This is a genomic window from Pseudomonas sp. RA_105y_Pfl2_P56 (genome assembly GCF_963970845.1).
Lineage (GTDB): Bacteria > Pseudomonadota > Gammaproteobacteria > Pseudomonadales > Pseudomonadaceae > Aquipseudomonas > Aquipseudomonas baetica_A.
Genome location: NZ_CAXAPL010000051.1, coordinates 22,271 through 40,959, shown reverse-complemented (window position 1 = coordinate 40,959; position 18,689 = coordinate 22,271). Strand labels below are relative to the sequence as shown.

The following is an 18,689-nucleotide window of genomic DNA, read 5'->3' as shown; positions in this document are numbered from 1 at the left end:
AAGCAGCATCTTAAGTAATGCGGCTCTGCGTTCAGGTGAATAGTACGGCACGACCAGTCTCTTTCCGCCCCCGATATGCTTTTTTTGGAAAAACCGGAGAGGCGACAACTATCCTGACACCGGGGGGGAATTGCAGAGCCTTCTGGTGACCAAGCAAATGGCATCAATCGATTTGGCGCCAGTGGCCGCACACTTGTTGTTGGCGGGTATTGCTCCTGAGTTCCTGGTCAAGGGTATTCCGTCTTCGTTACTGTTGGGTTCAGTAGACTGGATGAGTTATTGCCGCGCCGTGGTACTGGCCGAATCAGTACGCAAGGGCGCCTCACGTGTGCTGAGTTATGAACAAATCGTCGCTTATGCCGATCTGGAGCCCTTAACTGAAGCCCAGGTGCATCTGCGTGACCTGGCCATGATCGGTCCGATGGTCGATTGGGCATTGATCAATGAAGTGGTGACATCGTCTGAATTGGCGAGCAACGGAAAAGAAACCACAGAGCGCGCACTGTCTGCCTTTCAGGGGTATGCGGACCATTTCGTACCGCGTAATGGGCGTCTGCCGGACAGGCGCTTGATCGCAAAGCAGGCGCTGGAAGATGCGGCGCCGCTGTGTGATTTTCTGGAAGATAAAGTACTTCACCAGCATCCGGGCCTTGGGTCGTCTCCGACGGCTGCTTGCATGATCGATTTGCATATGTCTGGCGATCTGTCCGGAGGGGAGTGGGATCGGCCGCAAATCTTCCCGGATAATGTCTATTCCAATATTCCTTCCTTGCACGGTGGCGTGACCAATTACCAGCGGCCAAAACAACATGACCCTTCGGTTGCGAGTATCCACGAAGAGTTTCCCCGACTGCGTCGCCTGCGCCCCAATGACCAAGAGTTTCATCGCCAATTACGGGTCTTTGAGACAAACCTCAATCGCTCGTTGATCGCTACGGTGAAACTGGCGCTTTCCAACATGCCTCATGCAGATCTGCAGGCGTTTTTGCAAGGCACGGTCACTTTCTTTACGTTCCGCGACAACGCGATTGAAACCTCCTCGCATCGTATTGCCGGACCGCTTACCTATGAAGTGAATTACGAAACACGACAAGGCAAGGATGCCGCTACCGGACGCTTCGGGCTATTGATGTGCGTGAAAAATGGCGCTGAGCTTACCTCTTATGAGCTGTTCACTCTGCGAGGCGAACTGATCAAAAACAATCAACTGGGTAATGAACTGGTCAAGAAAGGCTTGTTTCAGCAACCCGCCAGGATTGATTTCAACGGTGACCTGAAGGCGCACGATGACCCTATCGCCAAATCGTCCTTTAATATTGATTTTTCCAAGTACCTGTATGGCGACAGTTCGGAATTCGTTTCGGGCTCTGGTCAAGCAGTTGCGGAAAAGCTTGGCGTGCTCCATGCCGATTCCACATCGGTAAAGCTGGAGCGCAGTGTTTACAGAAACTTCAGCCATCCACAACTTGTGCGCCTTGCCGAGTTCATCGTCAGTCATCATCCGATCATCAGCTTTGACGAACTGGTGGCGGCGGCTGCAGAGCCAACGGAACTGGAAAGGGAGCGGGCCAAAGGCGAGAAAATCGCCACGTATTTTGTTGATCTGGCCGTGCCTTTCAAAAAGTGCATCGAGGACATTTCAAGTGGTGAGCACAACAAAGTCGTCGATGGCGTCTATGGTTGCCTCATGGATGTCATTGCATTGGGAGGCGCATTCTACGGTGCCGGGGTCAAGGCTTTGAGTATTTCCGCCAAGGCAATCTCTGCGGCCAGCAAAGCTGCGCGGGTGACAAAACTCGTGGTGGCGACCTCCGTATCTGCTTTCAATCCGGTCGATGGAGTGCCAACGGCTATATATGGCGTCAGTAAACTCGTTCACAAGGGTTTGCTGCGATTCAGCAAGCCCACGCTGGAACTTCTGGGACTGGCCAAATCTCAATTGGGCACTATGCATGGCAGTAGTAAAGGCAAGAATCTGATCCGCTCAGTCGATAACGCCTCGGCAGCCCAGGGAACATGGCGGCCGAATGCTTCGGTCGCCGACACGCTCACGTGCCTGGCGGCGCGCAATAACTACAAGTGGTATGCACTGGATCGACTGGGCAAGCCTTGGGGGCCAGCCTTGGATAACTTCAACGTGACTGCCAGGATTCAGTTACCACGCATCAATCGAACGCTGCCTGTCAGTTACACGCGACTCTTCCTCGAGCAAAGCCTGCCGCGGGCGCGGGTAAAAATAGAAAGTGCGATCAGTGTGTTGATGAACCATGATTATCGAACTGAGCGTGATGCCCTGATAAAGATATTGATGGGCAAAACGTCAAGCGATGCGGCGAATCGTGTGTTGGATTATCTGCGGGCGATCAGGGCTGATTTTGCCGGCGTTTCCATCAGCAACTTTGTTCTCGACCCGCTCAAGCAGACGAACGATATCGCTGAGTTCGATCCGCAGGCTTACAAGCAATGGAAACGTACCGGTGGGGAGAACCCGATTGCGTTCATCCATATCAATACGCCAAATATCAATCGACAGTTTATCGATAAAGGCATGAACCATGACGTCGTGGCGGATGATGTGATCCACGAGCTATTTCATGGCGTCGCACAGAACCATGATGTTGGCTATGCCCAGGAGGTCGCTGACGCTGCCAGGGCGGGGCAGCAGTTGGACGTGACTGCACTGCTCAATCTTGCCTTGGGGCGACTGCCGGTTGCAGATTCCGACAGCCTCTTGCACCCAAGTGCCATGGCCTTTGAAAACGCTGATTCCCTGGCGGTACTCACTTCGCTTCTTGGTCAGATGAGCATTGATAAAGCGACCTTCGAAAGCAATCTGAAAGTACTGCGCGAAGCCGTTGAAAAAAATGAAGGTAGCACCGTTGCCGGCCCTGTATTGATCAGGCTGAACGTCGCCTCTACACACGATTTAACTGATCCGCCCCTGGAAGAAGGCTGGAGCAGACCGGTGTCGCAATCGGGTTCGAATATCTTTAACTAGGTCTCCAGCTCAGGCCGATCCCGAAACTGCTCCAGTGCTTCGGGATTGGCCAGTGCATCGGTGTTTTTCACCGGCCGCCCATGTACCACCTCGCGCACGGCCAGCTCCACAATCTTGCCGCTGATGGTGCGTGGAATGTCCGTGACCGCAACGATCTTCGCCGGCACATGCCTGGGTGTGGTGTTGGCGCGGATCATCTGACGAATGCGCTGCTGCAGCGCCTCATCCAGTGCCAGCCCTTCACGCAAGCTGACAAACAGCACCACCCGCACGTCATCGCGCCACAGCTGACCGATGGCGACGCTGTCGAGCACCTCGGCGATTTTCTCGACCTGTCGATAGATCTCCGCCGTGCCGATGCGTACCCCTCCCGGATTGAGTACTGCGTCGGAGCGGCCATGGATCAGCATTGCACCGTGATGCCGTTGTTCGGCGTAATCGCCCTGTGCCCAGACACCGGGAAACTGGCTGAAATACGATTGGTGCAGTTTTGTTCCGTCCCTGTCATTCCACAGACCGATCGGCATGGCCGGGAAATGCCGGGTGCAGACCAGTTCACCTTTTTCGCCAATCACTGGCTGGCCGACGTCATTCCAGACTTCAACGGCCATGCCCAGGCTCTTGCCCATGATTTCGCCACGACGCACCGCCGACATTGGATTGCCATTGACGAAGCACGAGACGATATCGGTGCCACCAGACATCGACGCCAGGCACACGTCAGGTTTGAAGTCGCGGTAAACGAAATCGTAGCTTTGTGGCGATAGCGCCGAACCTGTGCAAAGCAGCATCTTCAGGCTACCCAGATCATGACTTTCGCGGGGTTTTGCGCCGCTGCTTTCAAGGGTCGCAAGGAACTTGGGGCTGGTGCCGAACACGCTGATACGTTCTTCGTCGAGCAGGCTCAGCAAACGTTGATTGTCCGGATGAAACGGTGAACCGTCATAGAGCACCACGGCGCTGCCAACGGCGAGCGCCGATACCAGCCAGTTCCACATCATCCAGCCGCACGTTGTGTAGTAAAACAGCCGATCCCCGGGGCCAAGATCACAATGCAGAGCGTGTTCCTTGACGTGTTGTATCAGCACGCCGCCAGTGCTGTGGACGATACATTTCGGCACACCGGTGGTGCCGCTGGAATACAGCACGTAAAGCGGATGATGGAAGGGCACCGGGACAAAGTCCGGTTCGCCACCGATTTGATAAAAGTCATCCCACAGGGTCACTTCAGCCTGCGTTCGGTAAGACTCGACGCGGGCTTGCGGCCGGGCATAAGGCACGATAATCAACTGCCTCAATGTGGGCAGTTGCTCGAGTATCCCGTTGATTTTGTCGGTCTGGTCGATCGCTTTGCCGGCATAGCGATAGCCCGCGCAGGTGAGCAGCACTTTCGGTTCGATCTGGCCGAAGCGGTCAATGACCCCGTGGGTGCCGAAGTCTGGTGAAGAGCACGACCAGATCGCCCCGAGGCTGGTGGTGGCCAGCATCGCAATCAGCGTCTGCCAAGTGTTGGGCATGCACGCGGCGACCCGGTCGCCGAGGCCGACGCCCGCCGCTTGCAGGCTGGCTTGAAATCCGGCGACGTGTTGGGCCAGTTCGGCCCAGGTCAACTGTTCACGTTGACCGTTTTCCGCCACCGCGACGACTGCCACGGCATCATCGCGGCGACGCAACAGGTGTTCGGCGAAGTTCAGGGTGGCGCCCGGAAACCACTCGGCGCTGGGCATTTGCGCACCTTCGCGCAGCACGGCATCGGGCTGGTCATGAAAGTGGATATCGAAGAAATCGACGATGGCCTGCCAGAATGCTTCGCGCTGATCGATGCTCCATTGGTGCAGGGCCGGGTAGTCGTCCAGGTTCAGCGAATGGCGCTGATTGGCGAAACGCCGGAACGCGTCCATGCGCGAATCGGCGATACGTTTGGCGTCGGGTTGCCAGAGGATGTCGGACATTGTGTGCCTCTTGTTTTCTGAAGGTATCGCGGCTTATTGCGCCAACCACCCACCATCAATATTCCACGCCGCGCCGCGCACCTGGCTGCCAGCCTCGCTGCACAGGAACAATACCAATTCACCCAAATGCCGGGGCGTGACGAACTCCAGCGATGGCTGCTTCTCGGCCAGCAAATCATGCTGCGCCTGCTGTGGGTCAACGCCTTTGGCCGCGCGGTCATCAATTTGCTTTTGCACTAGTGGCGTCAACACCCAGCCCGGGCAGATGGCGTTGCAGGTGACATTGCTGGTCGCGGTTTCCAGGCCCACCACTTTGGTCAGGCCGATCACCCCGTGCTTGGCCGCCACATAGGCAGCCTTGCCGGTCGACCCGACCTGGCCATGTACGGACGCGATGTTGATGATGCGCCCCCAATCTTTGGCACGCATGCCCGGCAAGCTCAGGCGAGTGCTGTGAAACACCGAAGACAGGTTGATCGCAATGATCGAGTCCCAGCGCTCAACCGGGAATTCTTCCACGGCAGCGACATGCTGGATGCCGGCGTTGTTGACCAGAATGTCGACGCCACCGAATTCGCGCTCGGCGTAGGCGATCATGTCGGCAATCTGTGCCGGGTCGCTGACATCGGCCGGATGATGGCCGACCTTGCCGCCGAATTGGCCGACTTCGGCGATGACTGTGGAGGCATCACCGAAACCGTTGAGGATCAGGTTGGCGCCAGCCTTGGCCAGGCTCAGCGCGATGCCCAGACCGATGCCGCTGGTGGAACCAGTCACCAGTGCGGTCTTGCCCGTAAGAGTCGTCATGAATACCTCACACAATGCCAGTGGCGTAGAAAGTGCCGATCACTACGAAAACCGCCAGGGTCTTGATCAGCGTAATACAGAAAATGTCTTTATAGGCTTCACGGTGCGTCAGGCCCGTCACGGCCAACAGCGTGATCACCGCACCGTTGTGCGGCAGGGTGTCCATGCCGCCGCTGGCCATGGCGGCCACGCGGTGCAGCACTTCCAGTGGAATATTCGCTGCGTGCGCGGCGCTGATGAACTGCTCGGACATCGCCGCCAGCGCAATGCTCATGCCGCCCGACGCGGAGCCGGTAATACCCGCCAGCAGGGTGACGGTGATGGCTTCGTTGACCAGCGGATTGGGGATCTGCTTGAGCCAGTCGGCCAGCACCAGAAAGCCCGGCAACGAAGCGATCACCGCACCAAAACCGTATTCGGAAGCGGTGTTCATCGCAGCGAGTAACGCGCCGCTGACCGCGCTTTTGCTGCCTTCGGCCAACTTGCTGCGAATCGCCTTGAACCCGAATACCAGCACCATCACGATACCGATCAGCAACGCGGCCTGGACTGCCCAGATCGCTGTCAGTTTGGCAATTTCGGTGGTGACGGGCGTGGCCATGCCCGGTAGCGCGAGGCTGTGGGTCTTGCCGTACCACTGCGGAATCCACTGAGTGAACAGCAGGTTCATGATGCCCACCGCCAGCAACGGTGACAGCGCAATCCACGGGTTGGGCAGCTTGAGGTCTTCAGCCGTTTCCGGCTCATTGCGCAACGCCGTGCCGTAACCTTCACCTGCACGCTGGGCCTTGTTGCGTTGGCGCTGCAGGAACAGCATGCCAGCGCAGAAGACGAAGATCGTGCCGACCAAACCCAGCCACGGCGCCGCCCATGCGGTGGTGTTGAAAAAGGTGCTGGGGATGATGTTCTGGATTTGCGGCGTGCCGGGCAGGGCGTCCATGGTGAACGAGAATGCACCAAGGGCGATGGTCGCCGGGATCAGGCGTTTGGGAATATTGCTCTGGCGGAACATCTCCGCCGCAAACGGATAAACCGCAAACACCACCACGAACAACGAAACGCCGCCGTAGGTGAGCAGTGCGCAGACCAGCACGATCACCAGCATGGCCTGCTGGGTGCCTAGCAGGCGAATGGCGGCCGCGACGATCGATCGCGAGAACCCCGACAACTCGATCAACTTGCCGAACACGGCACCGAGCAGAAAAACGGGGAAGTACAACTTGATGAAACCGACCATTTTTTCCATAAACACCCCGGTAAACGCAGGCGCTACGGCGGAGGGGTCGGTGAGAAGGACTGCGCCGAGGGCGGCAATCGGGGCAAAAAGAATAACGCTGTAGCCGCGGTAGGCCGCCAGCATCAGCAACGCGAGGGCTGCCAAGGCAATGATCACACTCATGGTGTGTCTCTCCAGAATTGTTATTTTTGTGGGTGAAACGGGTGTGGGAGAGGCTATAGCGAGTTTTGTGCCAGGTTCGTAACGTATTGAAATGTATGGGTTTAATGAGTTTTCAGAAGGGTGGAAACAATATCTAGTCTATGTTTTGAGATTTTTATGGGGTGTGCGGGTGTCTTCACTGGCAAGTCTGCTCCTGCAGACGCAGTGATCAGCCTGTGGGAACTGGGTTGCCCGCGGTGCTTTGAATTTTGTCTTTCTTCAGAGAGTTAAGTCTCTTTATTGAGACTCTGTGATCCCCAGCGCCAGCATTTTCTTGTACAGCGTCGACCGCCCGAGCCCCAGCCGAGCCGCTGCCTCCGGCACCTTCCCCGCGCATTGCGCCAGGGCAGATTGAATCAACTGTCGGTCAAACCGTTCTCGCGCCTGAGCGAATGTTTCCTCGGTCAGCGCTTCAACCGTCGGCGTCGTCGCACGTTCAACCGGGGTAAACGTGCCGACAGCCGCACGAATGTCACTCTGCGTCAGCATCAAGTCATCACTGAGCAACGCCGCCCGTTCCAGCACATTGCGCAACTCGCGAATATTGCCCGGCCAGGCATGTTGCCCCAGTAATGCCAACGCTTCACGGTGCAGTTCATGCTGACTGCGCAGCTCTTCGAGAATGGCTTCGCTGAGCGCGGGCAAATCGTCGAGTCGTTCACGCAGCGGCGGCACCTGGATCGGCAGCACGTTGAGGCGGTAATACAAGTCCGCGCGAAACTCGCCACGCTTGATCGCTGCTTGAAGGTCGGTGGAGGTCGCCGCGATCACCCGCACATCGCTCTGGATCACTTCGTTGGAGCCTACAGGTTCGAATTCCTTTTCCTGCAACACCCGCAGCAATTTGCTTTGCAGCGGCAGCGGCATGTCGCCGATTTCGTCGAGGAACAACGTGCCCCCCTGAGCAATCTGCAGCTTGCCGGTGCGGCCCTTACGGTCGGCGCCTGTGAATGCGCCAGGGGCGGTACCGAAAAACTCGGCTTCGAGCAGCGCCTCCGGAATCGCCGCGCTGTTGATGCTGACGAAAGCTTTGTGCGCCCGGGGCGAGGCACTGTGAATCGCCTGAGCCAGCAGCTCCTTGCCGGTGCCGGTTTCACCGAGCAGCAGGACGGGCGAATCAGCACTGGCGCTGCGCCGCGCACGGCGTTTGACTTCGAGGCTGGCCGCACTGGTGCCGATGAAGTGGGCAAAGTTGTATTTGGTCTGACGTGCGCGCAGCAGTGAGCGGGTCGAGGCGAGTTCTTCCTGCATGCTCAGGTAGCGCTTGAGCATCGGGGACAGTGTGCGCAACTCATCGAACAGGGCGAAGCCTATCGCGCCGATGACTGTGCCGGCGTCGTCGTGAATCGGCAGACGCATTACCACCAACGGTTCTTTTGGCGTGTCTTGCATGTCGAGCAAAATCGGCCGTCCGGTGCGCACCACCTCACGCAAGAGGCTGCTGGGGATCACACTTTCACAAGGCTTGCCGATCGCGCCTGCGGCGGACTCCAGGCCAAACCGCCGGGCGTAACGCTCGTTCATCCAGACGATGTTGGCATCGCGGTCGACAATTACCGTGCCTTCGCTCGATTGCTCGATGATTTCGAACAGCGAGCGGATCGCCAGGGTGCGAACCCGTTGGTAGTCCTTGAGGCTTTCGGTGGTGTTCATGTGCAGACTGATCCTGATTGTGTGTTGCCAGTACCGGCCCTTTCGCGGGCAGCCCGCACCCACAGGTTTCACGGGCGTTCACAAATTATGTCTACAACAGAAGACTCTGTGGGCGCTGGCCTGCCAGCGATGTTCTAGAAACGGTTTCAAGTCGTGCGCCGATTATGCCTACCTCGAATGCGCCGCCGCCAACAACTCTTGGGTGTACGGATGCTGCGGCGAATCAAACACCTCATGACTGGCGCCGCGCTCGACCACTTTGCCGTCCTTGACCACAATCATGTCGTGGGCCAAGGCGCGGACCACCGCCAGGTCGTGGCTGATGAACAGATAAGTGAGCCCGTACTTTTCCTGAAGATCGCGGAGCAGGGCGACCACTTGTTTCTGCACCGTACGGTCCAGTGCCGAAGTCGGTTCATCCAGCAGGATCAGCGCCGGTTTCAGCACCAGTGCGCGGGCGATGGCGATGCGTTGGCGTTGCCCGCCGGAAAACTCGTGGGGATAGCGATGTCGGCTCTGCGGATCGAGGCCGACCTCCTTGAGCACGCGGATCACTTGCTCGTCGCATTCATCGGCGGTGGAATCGCGATGCACCTCCAGGCCTTCGCTGATGATCTGTGCCACCGACATTCGCGGGCTGAGGCTGCCGAACGGATCCTGAAACACCACCTGCATCTGCCGACGCCAGGGTCGTAGCTGCTTCTGATTGAGGCTGTCGAGTGCTTCGCCCTGGAAGCGGATGCTGCCCTTGGAGTCGAGCAGACGCAGGATGGCCTGACCCAGCGTCGACTTGCCCGATCCGGACTCGCCGACGATCCCCAGCGTCTTGCCGCGCTGGATGTTCAGGCTGATGCCGTCTACCGCACGCAGATACTGTTTGCGCTGAAACAGCCCGCCACCGACAACAAACTCGACCCGCAAATCTTCGACTTCCAGCACATTCTCGCGCTCATCCCTAGGCAGTGCTTCACCTTCGGGTTCGGCGTTGAGCAGGACGCAGCTATAAGGGTGTTTGGGCTCGTTGAACAGGGTTTCGCACGGCGCCTGCTCGACGATCTCCCCGGCCTTCATCACGCAGACGCGCTGAGCAATGCTGCGCACCAGATTGAGGTCGTGGCTGATCAGCAGCAGCGACATCCCGAGGCGGTGTTGCAGGGACTTGAGCAACAGCAGGATTTTGCGCTGCACGGTGACATCGAGGGCTGTGGTCGGCTCGTCGGCAATCAACAGTTCCGGTTCGCACGCCAGGGCCATGGCGATCATGACCCGCTGGCGCTGCCCACCGGACAACTGATGCGGATACGCCTTGAGCCGCTCTTTGGGTTTCTGGATGCCCACCAGTGCGAGCAGTTCGAGAATGCGTTTTTGCGCCGCTTTGCCACCGAGGCCGCGATGCAGCAGCAGAGTTTCGCCAATCTGCTTTTCGATGGTGTGCAATGGGTTGAGCGAGGTCATCGGCTCTTGAAAGATCATGGCGATGCGGTTGCCCCGCAGTTCACGCAGAACCTTGGGATCAGCGCTGATCAGTTCCTGTGCGCGATAGCGAATGCTGCCGGTGGTTTGCGCCTCGGAATCGGGGAGCAATTGCAGAATCGAATGGGCGGTTACCGATTTGCCCGAGCCCGATTCGCCCACCAGCGCCAGGCACTCGCCGGGGCGGATGTCCAGACACAGGTCGCGCACCACGGTCTGACCCTGGAAGGCAACGTTGAGGTTTCGTATTTCAATCAGGTTGTCAGTCATGGTCACGCTTCAGGATCGTGGGTCGAATGCGTCGCGTAACGCTTCGCCGATGAACACCAGTAGGGAGAGAATCAGCGCCAGGGTGAAAAACGCCGTCAAGCCCAGCCACGGTGCTTGCAGATTCTGTTTGCCTTGACCGATCAGCTCGCCCAGCGAAGCACTGCCGGCGGGCATGCCGAACCCGAGGAAATCCAGTGCAGTGAGCGTGGAAATCGCCCCGGTCAGAATGAATGGCAGATAGCTGAGCGTGGCGTTCATGGCGTTGGGCAGAATGTGCCGGATAATCACCTTGCGGTCACTCAAGCCCAACGCACGCGCAGCTTTGACGTATTCCAGATTGCGCCCGCGCAGGAACTCGGCACGCACCACGTCGACCAGCGCCAGCCATGAAAACAGCGCCATGATCCCCAGTAGCCACCAGAAATTCGGCTCGACGAAACCGGAGAGGATGATCAGCAGGTACAGCACCGGCAGCCCCGACCAAACCTCAAGCAGTCTTTGCCCCAGCAGATCGACCCATCCACCGTAGTAGCCTTGCAATGCGCCAGCCGCAATACCGATCAATGCGCTGACAAACGTCAGCATCAGCGCAAACAGGATCGACACCCTCGCGCCAAAAATCACCCGTGCCAAGACATCCCGCGCCTGATCGTCGGTGCCCAGCCAGTTGACCGATGTCGGCGGACTTGGCGCGGGTTTGTCCAGGTCATAGTTAGGCGTGTCGTCACTGAACGGGATCGGCGGAAACAGCAACCAGCCGCCGTCCTTGTGGATCAGGTTCTGTACGTAGTCGCTGCGATAATCGGCCTGGAACGGCAGTTGCCCGCCGAAGGCCTGTTCGGTGTGGCGCTTGAATACCGGGAAATACCATTGGCCCTGATAGCTGACCACCAGCGGCTTGTCATTGGCGATCAGTTCGCCGCCCAGGGTCAAGATAAACAGACCGATAAACAGCCACAACGACCACCAGCCACGGCGGTTTTTCTTGAATCGCTCGAAACGGCGACGACCCAGCGGGGAGAGATTGAGCATCAGGCGTTCCTCGCGGAAAAATCAATGCGCGGATCCACCAGCGTGTAGCACAGATCACCGATCAGTTTTATCAAGAGGCCGAACAGGGTGAAGATGAACAGCGAGCCGAACACCACCGGATAGTCCCGCGAGACAGCCGCTTCGTAGCTCATGCGGCCGAGGCCGTCGAGAGAAAAAATTACTTCAATCAGCAGAGATCCGGCGAAGAACACGCTGATAAAGGCTTGGGGTATGCCCGACACCACCAACAGCATCGCATTGCGGAACACATGTCCGTAGAGCACCCGGCGCTCGCTCAGGCCTTTGGCCCGGGCGGTGACCACGTATTGACGCGTTATTTCATTGAGGAACGAGTTCTTGGTCAGGATCGTCAAGGTCGCGAAACCACCGATCACCAGCGAGGTCACCGGCAACACCAGGTGCCAGAAATAGTCGGCGACTTTGCCCAGTGTCGACAGCGATTCGAAGTTGTCCGACACCAACCCGCGCACCGGGAACCAGTTCAGCGAGGTGCCACCGGCAAACAGCACGATCAGGAACATCGCAAACAGGAACGCCGGCATTGCATAGCCGATGATGATCGCCGTGCTGCTCCAGATATCGAAATGACTGCCGTGATGCACGGCTTTGCGAATGCCCAGCGGGATCGAAATCAGATAGGTGATCAGCGTCGCCCATAGTCCGAGGGAAATGGTGACCGGCATTTTTTCCAGGATCAGGTCGGTGACCGTGGCACCACGGAAAAAGCTTTTGCCGAAATCCAGTTGCGCGTAGTTCTTGAGCATCAGCCACAGACGCTCAGGGGCCGGTTTGTCGAAGCCGTACTGTTTTTCGATGTCCTTGATCAGTTGCGGATCGAGGCCACGGCTGGCGCGTGAAGTGCTCATGGTTTCGCTTGAGCCGCCACCGACGTTGCCGCTGCCACCGATGCCTTGCAGATGCGCAATGGCCTGTTCGACCGGCCCGCCGGGCGCGGCCTGAATAATCACGAAGTTGACCAGCAGGATGATCACCAGCGTCGGAATGATCAGCAGCAGGCGCCGCAGTATGTAACCCCACATCAGTGCGGTCCTCCGGGTCTGGCGCGTGTGATTTTTTCAGCGGTCATCTGTTGATTGGTCAGCGGCGTCCGGCTGATTTCCCACCAGCTCTCGATGGCTTCGTCATTGCTGGCCTGAACCGATGGAATGCCGAAACGATTCCACCAGACTGTCGACGTTCCCGGCGGGTAGTAGTTGGGGATCCAGTAGTAGTTCCATTGCAGTACCCGGTCCAGCGCGTGGGCGTAGTGCAGCATGTCGGATTGGGTCGAGGCGCGGATGAGTCCGTTGATCAGCGTGTCGACTGCCGGGTTCTTCAACACCATGTAGTTGTTGGCTCCCGGATCGTTGGCCGATGCTGAGCCGAAGTAGTTGAGCAACTCGCCACCTGGGGACGAGCTGACGGGATAACCGGTGACGATCATGTCGTAGTCGCGACTCATCAAGCGGTTGACGTATTGCGAGGAGTCGATGCGACGGATGTTGAGGTCGATGCCGATCTGTTTGAGCGTGCGTTTATACGGCAGCAGCAGGCGATCCATGCCGTTCTGGCTGACCAGAAAAGTGAAGCTGAGCGGCTCGCCCTTGGCATTCACCAGTTGATCGCCATCGGGTCTCCAGCCGGCTTGCTCCAGCAGTTCGAGAGCTTGCAGCTGTTTATCACGGATTATTCCACTGCCATCGGTTTTCGGCGCTTCAAAGACCTTGGTGAAGACCTCTTCGGGAACCTGTGCGCGTAGCGGTTCAAGAATCTTCAACTCAGCGGCATCTGGCAACTTCCGGGCCGCCAGGTCCGTGTTGGAAAAATAGCTCTGCTGGCGGATGTAGAGGTTGCGCATCATCTGCCGGTTGCTCCATTCGAAATCCCAAAGCATGGCCAGAGCCTGACGCACGCGACGATCCTGGAACATGGGCTTTTGCAGGTTGAACACAAAACCCTGAGCTGACTGCGGTGCTTCGGTGGCCAAATGGGCCTTTTGCAGGCGCCCGTCGCGCAGGGCGGGGCTGTCGTAGCCAATCGAATAACCGGTGGCGGAGAACTCACGGTTGTAGTCATAGGCGCCGCCGCGCAATACCTGGCGGGCGACGTCGGTGTCGCCGAAGTACTCGATGCTGAAGTGGTCGAAATTGTAGAGGCCGCGACTGACGGGCAGATCTTTGCCCCACCAATCGGGATTGCGCTCGAACGTGATGCTGCGCCCGGAGTCGACTTTACCGACCCTGTAAGGGCCGCTGCCCAACGGCGGTTCATATCCGCCGCCGCCGGCGAAGTCACGACTCTTCCACCAATGCTCGGGAAAGACCGGCAGGGTCGCGATATCCAGCGGCAGGGTGCGGTTTTCGTTGTTCTTGAAATCGAAACGCACCGTCAGCGGAGCTTCCACTTCGACGCCTTTGACGTCAGCGAACTGCGTGCGATAACGCAGGCTGCCCTGAGTCATCAATAGATCGTAGGTGTAGCGCACGTCTTGGGCCGTGATCGGTTTGCCGTCGGCGAAACGTGCCTTGGGATTGATGAAGAAGCGCAGCGACAGGCCGTCGTCGGAGCGCTCGATCTTTTGCGCGACCAGACCGTAGACCGTGTACGGTTCGTCCATCGAGCGCTGGGCCAGCGGCGAATACAGAAGGCCGTCGATCTGGGTGACACCGATGCCTTTGTCTATATAAGGAAGAATGTGGTCGAAATGGCCGATCTCGATCGCCGAACGGCGCATCGTTCCGCCCTTGGGGGCCAGTGGGTTGGTGTAGTCGAAATGACTGAAACCGGCAGGATATTTGGCGGGCTCGCCATAGACGGTGAGCGCATGTTGCGGTGTCGCGTTTGCACCAGCGGCGCCGTAAAGCAGGGCGAGGGCGGTGAGCATCAATGTGGGGAAAACCAGTCGCATTGTCAGCCTTGGAACCGGGTAATCGATAAGCGCAAGTTGTACGCGAGAGGCGCGCCAGTCGCCAGCCGTATGTGTTACTGAAACACAACGGCCCGCCAAAAGGCGGGCCGTTGAACAACCATCAGGCGACGGATCAGTCCTGACGGCTGGTGACTTCCAGCAGGTGATAACCGAACTGGGTTTTCACTGGGCCTTGCACAGTGTTGATCGGCGCGCTGAATACCACGGTGTCGAATTCCTTGACCATCTGGCCTGGACCGAACGATCCCAGATCGCCGCCTTGACGGCTGGACGGGCAAGTGGAATTGACTTTGGCGACTTCGGCGAAATCGGCGCCGCCTTCGATCTGGGCCTTGAGTTCGTTGCACTTGGCTTCATCGGAAACCAGGATGTGGCGGGCAGTGGCTTTAGCCATGAGAAAACTCTCCAATCTATTTCAGTAAAGTGTGGAGCCTACCGGATTCAGTGAGCGAATTCTCGGCAAAGTTCCGTTCGGTCGTCTGCAGTTTGATTACAGATTCGCCGCTTGCAGGCGTGAGGCATGTTCAACGTAAAGTTCAATCGGGTCTGGCGGCACGATGACGGCCACGGCCGGGCGGCGCAGGCTGGCCAAGTGATCCAGAGGATAGTCGGAACGGATGACCTGGCCCAGGTGAGAGCTGAAACGCCCGACGAAGCCGTCATTCTGTTCCCCTTCAGTTATGAAATATTGCGACAGCGCCCGGCAAACGCCTTGAACCGGGTCGAGAGTTGGCAGGCCGGCTGCCGGCAGGACGCCGCTCCAAGAGTAATAGTGCACACCATTGACCTGGGCCGGACCGTGCCCGCCCCAAGTGGTGGGCAGTCCCTGCGGAAACTTGTCGTTGAAGTCGCCCACACCTTCGGTTGTGAGCGCCTTTAGCGCCGCCAACGCGCTCTGCGGCAGCGTGATATTGCCGCTGAGCATCGAAAGAAAGTCGGCAAACAGTGTCGCCACATTCTGTGCGACGGCCTCCGGCAGCCGACCTGGAATCAGTGCCTTGCGCAGGAAATCAGCCAGCTCCGATCCGTGGTTCGGGCCGCTGACCGAAGTCACCGAGGCTACCGCGTGTGGCGCGAGCGCCGCAGCGTATCGAGCAGTCAATGCTCCCTGGCTATGCCCTATGAGGTTGACTTTGCTGGCGCCTGTGCCTCGCCGGACACGATCAATCTGGGCGAGCAGTTGCTCACCCCTCACTTCGTTGTTGTGGGTGGCGGAGAGGTGCGGAACGAACACTCGGTTGTTAGCCGTTTTCAGAGCGTCCTTGACGTCATGAAACAGCTCGAAATGGCCGATACGTTCGAACCCGAACAGGCCGTGCACCAACAGGATGGGATAACGAGTTGTAGCATTCCGTTGCATGTTCTTACCTTTTCTCAGAAGTTTGTCGGGAAATCTGTGGGCCACTCTAAAACACACAACTCGTTGAAGAAGTACGAAGAGGCTTCACTAGGCCGTTGAATCTGGACTAGAGGGCGTACGAAGTTTCGGATGTTTATGAAATCCAAATCGGAAGTTCTGGCCGTCTTCCGCCTGACAGAAGTTGATTTTGCGTTACTTGCCTACCGCAGTTGCGGCTTTTGCTCTATGGCTGTGACGTATTGGGCTGATAGCGACGGGATGAGCAATCGCGTTCAATGTTGGCTGTCGACGCCGTCAATGAAGGCAGCGTTATGTCCAAGGAATGGAGCTACGAATGAACACTCATGAAATCGAGTTTTGCTACCGGATGCGTCACCACGCCAGTCCCGGTACGACCAATGAACTGTTGCCTGCAGCAATGCTCGATTCTCTGGAGGGGGCCGTGCTCGATCCTTCGCTGAGCGAAGTCGTCGTACGTATCGCACCTTATGCAAACATGGCGAATGGGGATCAGTTGCTGTTGAGCTGGGACGGTCTGGATATCGAGGGCTTTGTTTATCAACATGAAATGGTTCGCTTTGTCAGCGAAGCCCAGGTAGGCAAAGACGTCATTTTCGTTGTCAAAGGTCTGCACATCGCAGCGCTGGATGGCGGTTCGCTGGAGGTCTACTGGACACTTGTCAGCGCAGGTCTGTCTGAACCTGCATCTTCTGCCCGTTTGCAGTTGACCGTAGGGGATGCGCGACCGCAGTTGCTGGCTCCCTGTATCGCTGGCGTTGTTGGTGGAGCGCTGGATCCGGCGCGCGCAATGGAAGGCGCGCTCATCAGTCTTCAGCCTTACGCACGGATGGCCGCAGGCGATCAGGTCACGTTGATGTGGTCTGGAGACGCATCACCGCTGTCGTTCAAGGATCGACTGAAGGTCGAAGCCTTCGCTGTCGCAGACATCCTGTCATTCTGGGTTGCTCCTGAATACATCGCAGCTCATCTCGGTGGCGAAGTGACGGTGCGCTATCGAGTCGAGCAAGCGAGTGGCGCGATGCGCGAATCGGAGCCTGCAAGAGTTCTCATCACCCCGTTCGTGCATGGCGACCTGGATGCGCCCGACGTGCTTGAGGCTGATGACGGGGTGCTGTCGATGGCAGATTCAATTGACGGTGTCACCGTGGTGATTGGCAATGCCCGGACACAAGAGGGTGAGTTGGTCTACCTCAAGTGCGATGGTGATTTTTTCAATCATCGGGATGACCGTGAAATCACTCGGGAAACCGCTGGCAAACCGCTGATTTTCATCGTGCCGCATCGTTTCTGGCGAGAGCATCTTGGCTCGACTGTACGGGTTGCCTATTCGGTCGAGCGGCTGGACGATGTCAGTCATGAGTCGGTGGCGACACTGGTGCGCGTAGAAACATAACTGCAACACGGCCTGCCCTCCGGCTTTGAATGAGCCGCAGGGCAGGTTTGCAATCACGCTCTGGCTTTGGCGCCAAGACGCCGAGCGGCATCAAGCAGCAATCGTTCCGTGGCGCTGAAACCGAGGCAGCCATCGGTGATCGAAACGCCGTAGCGCAGCGATCCACTCAGCGGCTGACAGCCTTCGAACAGATGAGACTCCAGCATCATACCGATCAGGGAGCGATCGCCGTGCAAGCGTTGTTCAAATACTTCGTTGAAGACGGCTGGTTGACGCAGCGGATCCTTGCCACTGTTGGCGTGACTGCAATCGATCATGATCCGGCTCGGAATATTCAAACGTTTCAGGTCGGCGTGAATGCTTGCCACGCTATCGCGATCGTAGTTAGGCCCCTGATGGCCACCGCGTAACACCAAATGGGTATCCGGGTTGCCGGGCGTCTGAATAATCGCCGGATGCCCCTGGCTGTCGACCCCAAAGTGGCGATGTGGATGGGCTGCCGAGCGCATGGCATCCACAGCAACGGCTGCGCCACCGTCGGTGCCATTCTTGAAGCCTACCGGCATGCTCAAGCCGCTGGCCATCTCGCGATGGATTTGTGATTCCGTCGTTCGTGCGCCAATGGCAACCCAACCGAGCAGGTCGTCGAAGTATCCTGCCGCCATGGGCTGTAACAGTTCGGTCGCTACGGGCAAGCCGAGGCTGATCATTTCCAGCATCAGTGTGCGGGACATCGTCAGGCCGCCGGCCATGTCGTCACTGCCATCCAGGTGCGGATCGTAAGCCAGGCCTTTCCAGCCGACAGTAGTGCGCGGCTTCTCGACGTACGCACGCATCACCAGCAGCATCTCGTCGCTGACATCTTCAGCCAGTCGGGCGAGTTTGCCCGCATATTCAATGGCGGACTCAGGGTCGTGGATAGAGCAGGGGCCTACGATGACCAACAGGCGCTGGTCTTTACCATTGAGGATCGCGCGAACCGCCTGGCGGTGGGCGGCGACCTGTCGGCTCAAGGCATTGCTCAGGGGCAATTGCTGTTTGAGTTGCAACGAACTGGGCAGGCGCAGCGTCAGCGCTTCGTTGGCAGAATCGAGTGACAGTGGCAGAGCAGAAACGGACGAGTTCATATGTGTTCTTCCTGGGCTGGCGGCGGTTCTTCCCGCTCGCTCGGCCCTACTGGGGTGTTCGACAATTGGCCGGATTGGCTACGTGTGCGTGTTTGCCACCTGTTGGTGACCGATCGGAGGCGGCAGGCTGTCCCGAGCGGAGGCTGGTAAATCGCCAGGCGCTAAAGCTGTCGTAACGGTAATAAGTGGCGTAGTTCATTTCGTGAATCCTCAAA

The 18,689-nt window shown here is 58.0% G+C and carries 13 protein-coding genes; 2 read left to right on the top strand and 11 right to left on the bottom strand.

All coding sequences use genetic code 11. The annotated features are described in order from the left end of the window. Positions 1–157 precede the first annotated feature (157 nt). Complete coding sequence (locus tag AACY11_RS25300) at positions 158–2,998, top strand: hypothetical protein (protein ID WP_339495986.1); 2,841 nt, start codon at positions 158–160, stop codon at positions 2,996–2,998. Here AACY11_RS25300 and AACY11_RS25295 read toward each other — a convergent pair. The 10 genes from AACY11_RS25295 to AACY11_RS25250 all read right to left on the bottom strand — a co-directional run bounded on the left by AACY11_RS25295 (position 2,995) and on the right by AACY11_RS25250 (position 15,933). Beyond that, positions 2,995–4,950, bottom strand: coding sequence for an acetoacetate--CoA ligase (locus AACY11_RS25295; RefSeq protein ID WP_339465927.1), 1,956 nt, complete (start codon positions 4,948–4,950; stop codon positions 2,995–2,997). The genes AACY11_RS25300 and AACY11_RS25295 overlap by 4 nt on opposite strands. 33 nt (positions 4,951–4,983) lie before the next feature. Beyond that, a complete protein-coding gene (gene hbdH / locus AACY11_RS25290) occupies positions 4,984–5,757 on the bottom strand; it encodes a 3-hydroxybutyrate dehydrogenase (RefSeq protein WP_339495985.1) in 774 nt (257 codons plus the stop codon). Between the two features lie 7 nt (positions 5,758–5,764). Beyond that, complete coding sequence (locus tag AACY11_RS25285; protein ID WP_339433146.1) at positions 5,765–7,156, bottom strand: GntP family permease; 1,392 nt, start codon at positions 7,154–7,156, stop codon at positions 5,765–5,767. Positions 7,157–7,432: 276 nt separating this feature from the next. Continuing rightward, a complete protein-coding gene (locus tag AACY11_RS25280) occupies positions 7,433–8,848 on the bottom strand; it encodes a sigma-54 interaction domain-containing protein (protein ID WP_339433147.1) in 1,416 nt (471 codons plus the stop codon). Positions 8,849–9,016: 168 nt separating this feature from the next. Beyond that, a complete protein-coding gene (locus tag AACY11_RS25275; protein ID WP_339495984.1) occupies positions 9,017–10,591 on the bottom strand; it encodes an ABC transporter ATP-binding protein in 1,575 nt (524 codons plus the stop codon). Between the two features lie 9 nt (positions 10,592–10,600). Then, the gene (locus tag AACY11_RS25270; protein ID WP_339495983.1) at positions 10,601–11,623 is read right to left on the bottom strand and encodes an ABC transporter permease; all 1,023 of its coding nucleotides are present in this window, start codon (positions 11,621–11,623) and stop codon (positions 10,601–10,603) included. Then, the gene (locus AACY11_RS25265; RefSeq protein WP_339433150.1) at positions 11,623–12,684 is read right to left on the bottom strand and encodes a microcin C ABC transporter permease YejB; all 1,062 of its coding nucleotides are present in this window, start codon (positions 12,682–12,684) and stop codon (positions 11,623–11,625) included. Before AACY11_RS25265 ends, AACY11_RS25270 begins: the two co-directional genes overlap by 1 nt. Continuing rightward, positions 12,684–14,552: an extracellular solute-binding protein gene (locus tag AACY11_RS25260; RefSeq protein ID WP_339433151.1), complete on the bottom strand. Its 1,869-nt coding sequence runs from the start codon at positions 14,550–14,552 to the stop codon at positions 12,684–12,686. The genes AACY11_RS25265 and AACY11_RS25260 overlap by 1 nt, the downstream gene beginning before the upstream one ends. A gap of 133 nt (positions 14,553–14,685) precedes the next feature. Then, complete coding sequence (locus AACY11_RS25255) at positions 14,686–14,967, bottom strand: peptidylprolyl isomerase (protein ID WP_339433152.1); 282 nt, start codon at positions 14,965–14,967, stop codon at positions 14,686–14,688. 96 nt (positions 14,968–15,063) lie between these two features. Next, positions 15,064–15,933 carry an esterase/lipase family protein gene (locus AACY11_RS25250; RefSeq protein ID WP_339495982.1) on the bottom strand — a complete coding sequence of 290 codons (870 nt, stop codon included), beginning with the start codon at positions 15,931–15,933 and terminating at the stop codon, positions 15,064–15,066. A 334-nt stretch (positions 15,934–16,267) separates the two neighbouring features. On the opposite strand from AACY11_RS25250, the gene AACY11_RS25245 reads away from it, so the two are divergent. Beyond that, complete coding sequence (locus tag AACY11_RS25245) at positions 16,268–17,347, top strand: hypothetical protein (RefSeq protein WP_339433154.1); 1,080 nt, start codon at positions 16,268–16,270, stop codon at positions 17,345–17,347. Between the two features lie 53 nt (positions 17,348–17,400). Here AACY11_RS25245 and AACY11_RS25240 read toward each other — a convergent pair whose 3' ends face one another. Beyond that, entirely contained in the window at positions 17,401–18,474 is a 1,074-nt protein-coding gene (locus tag AACY11_RS25240; protein ID WP_339495981.1) for a 3-deoxy-7-phosphoheptulonate synthase, read from the bottom strand. Between the last annotated feature and the right edge of the window lie 215 nt (positions 18,475–18,689).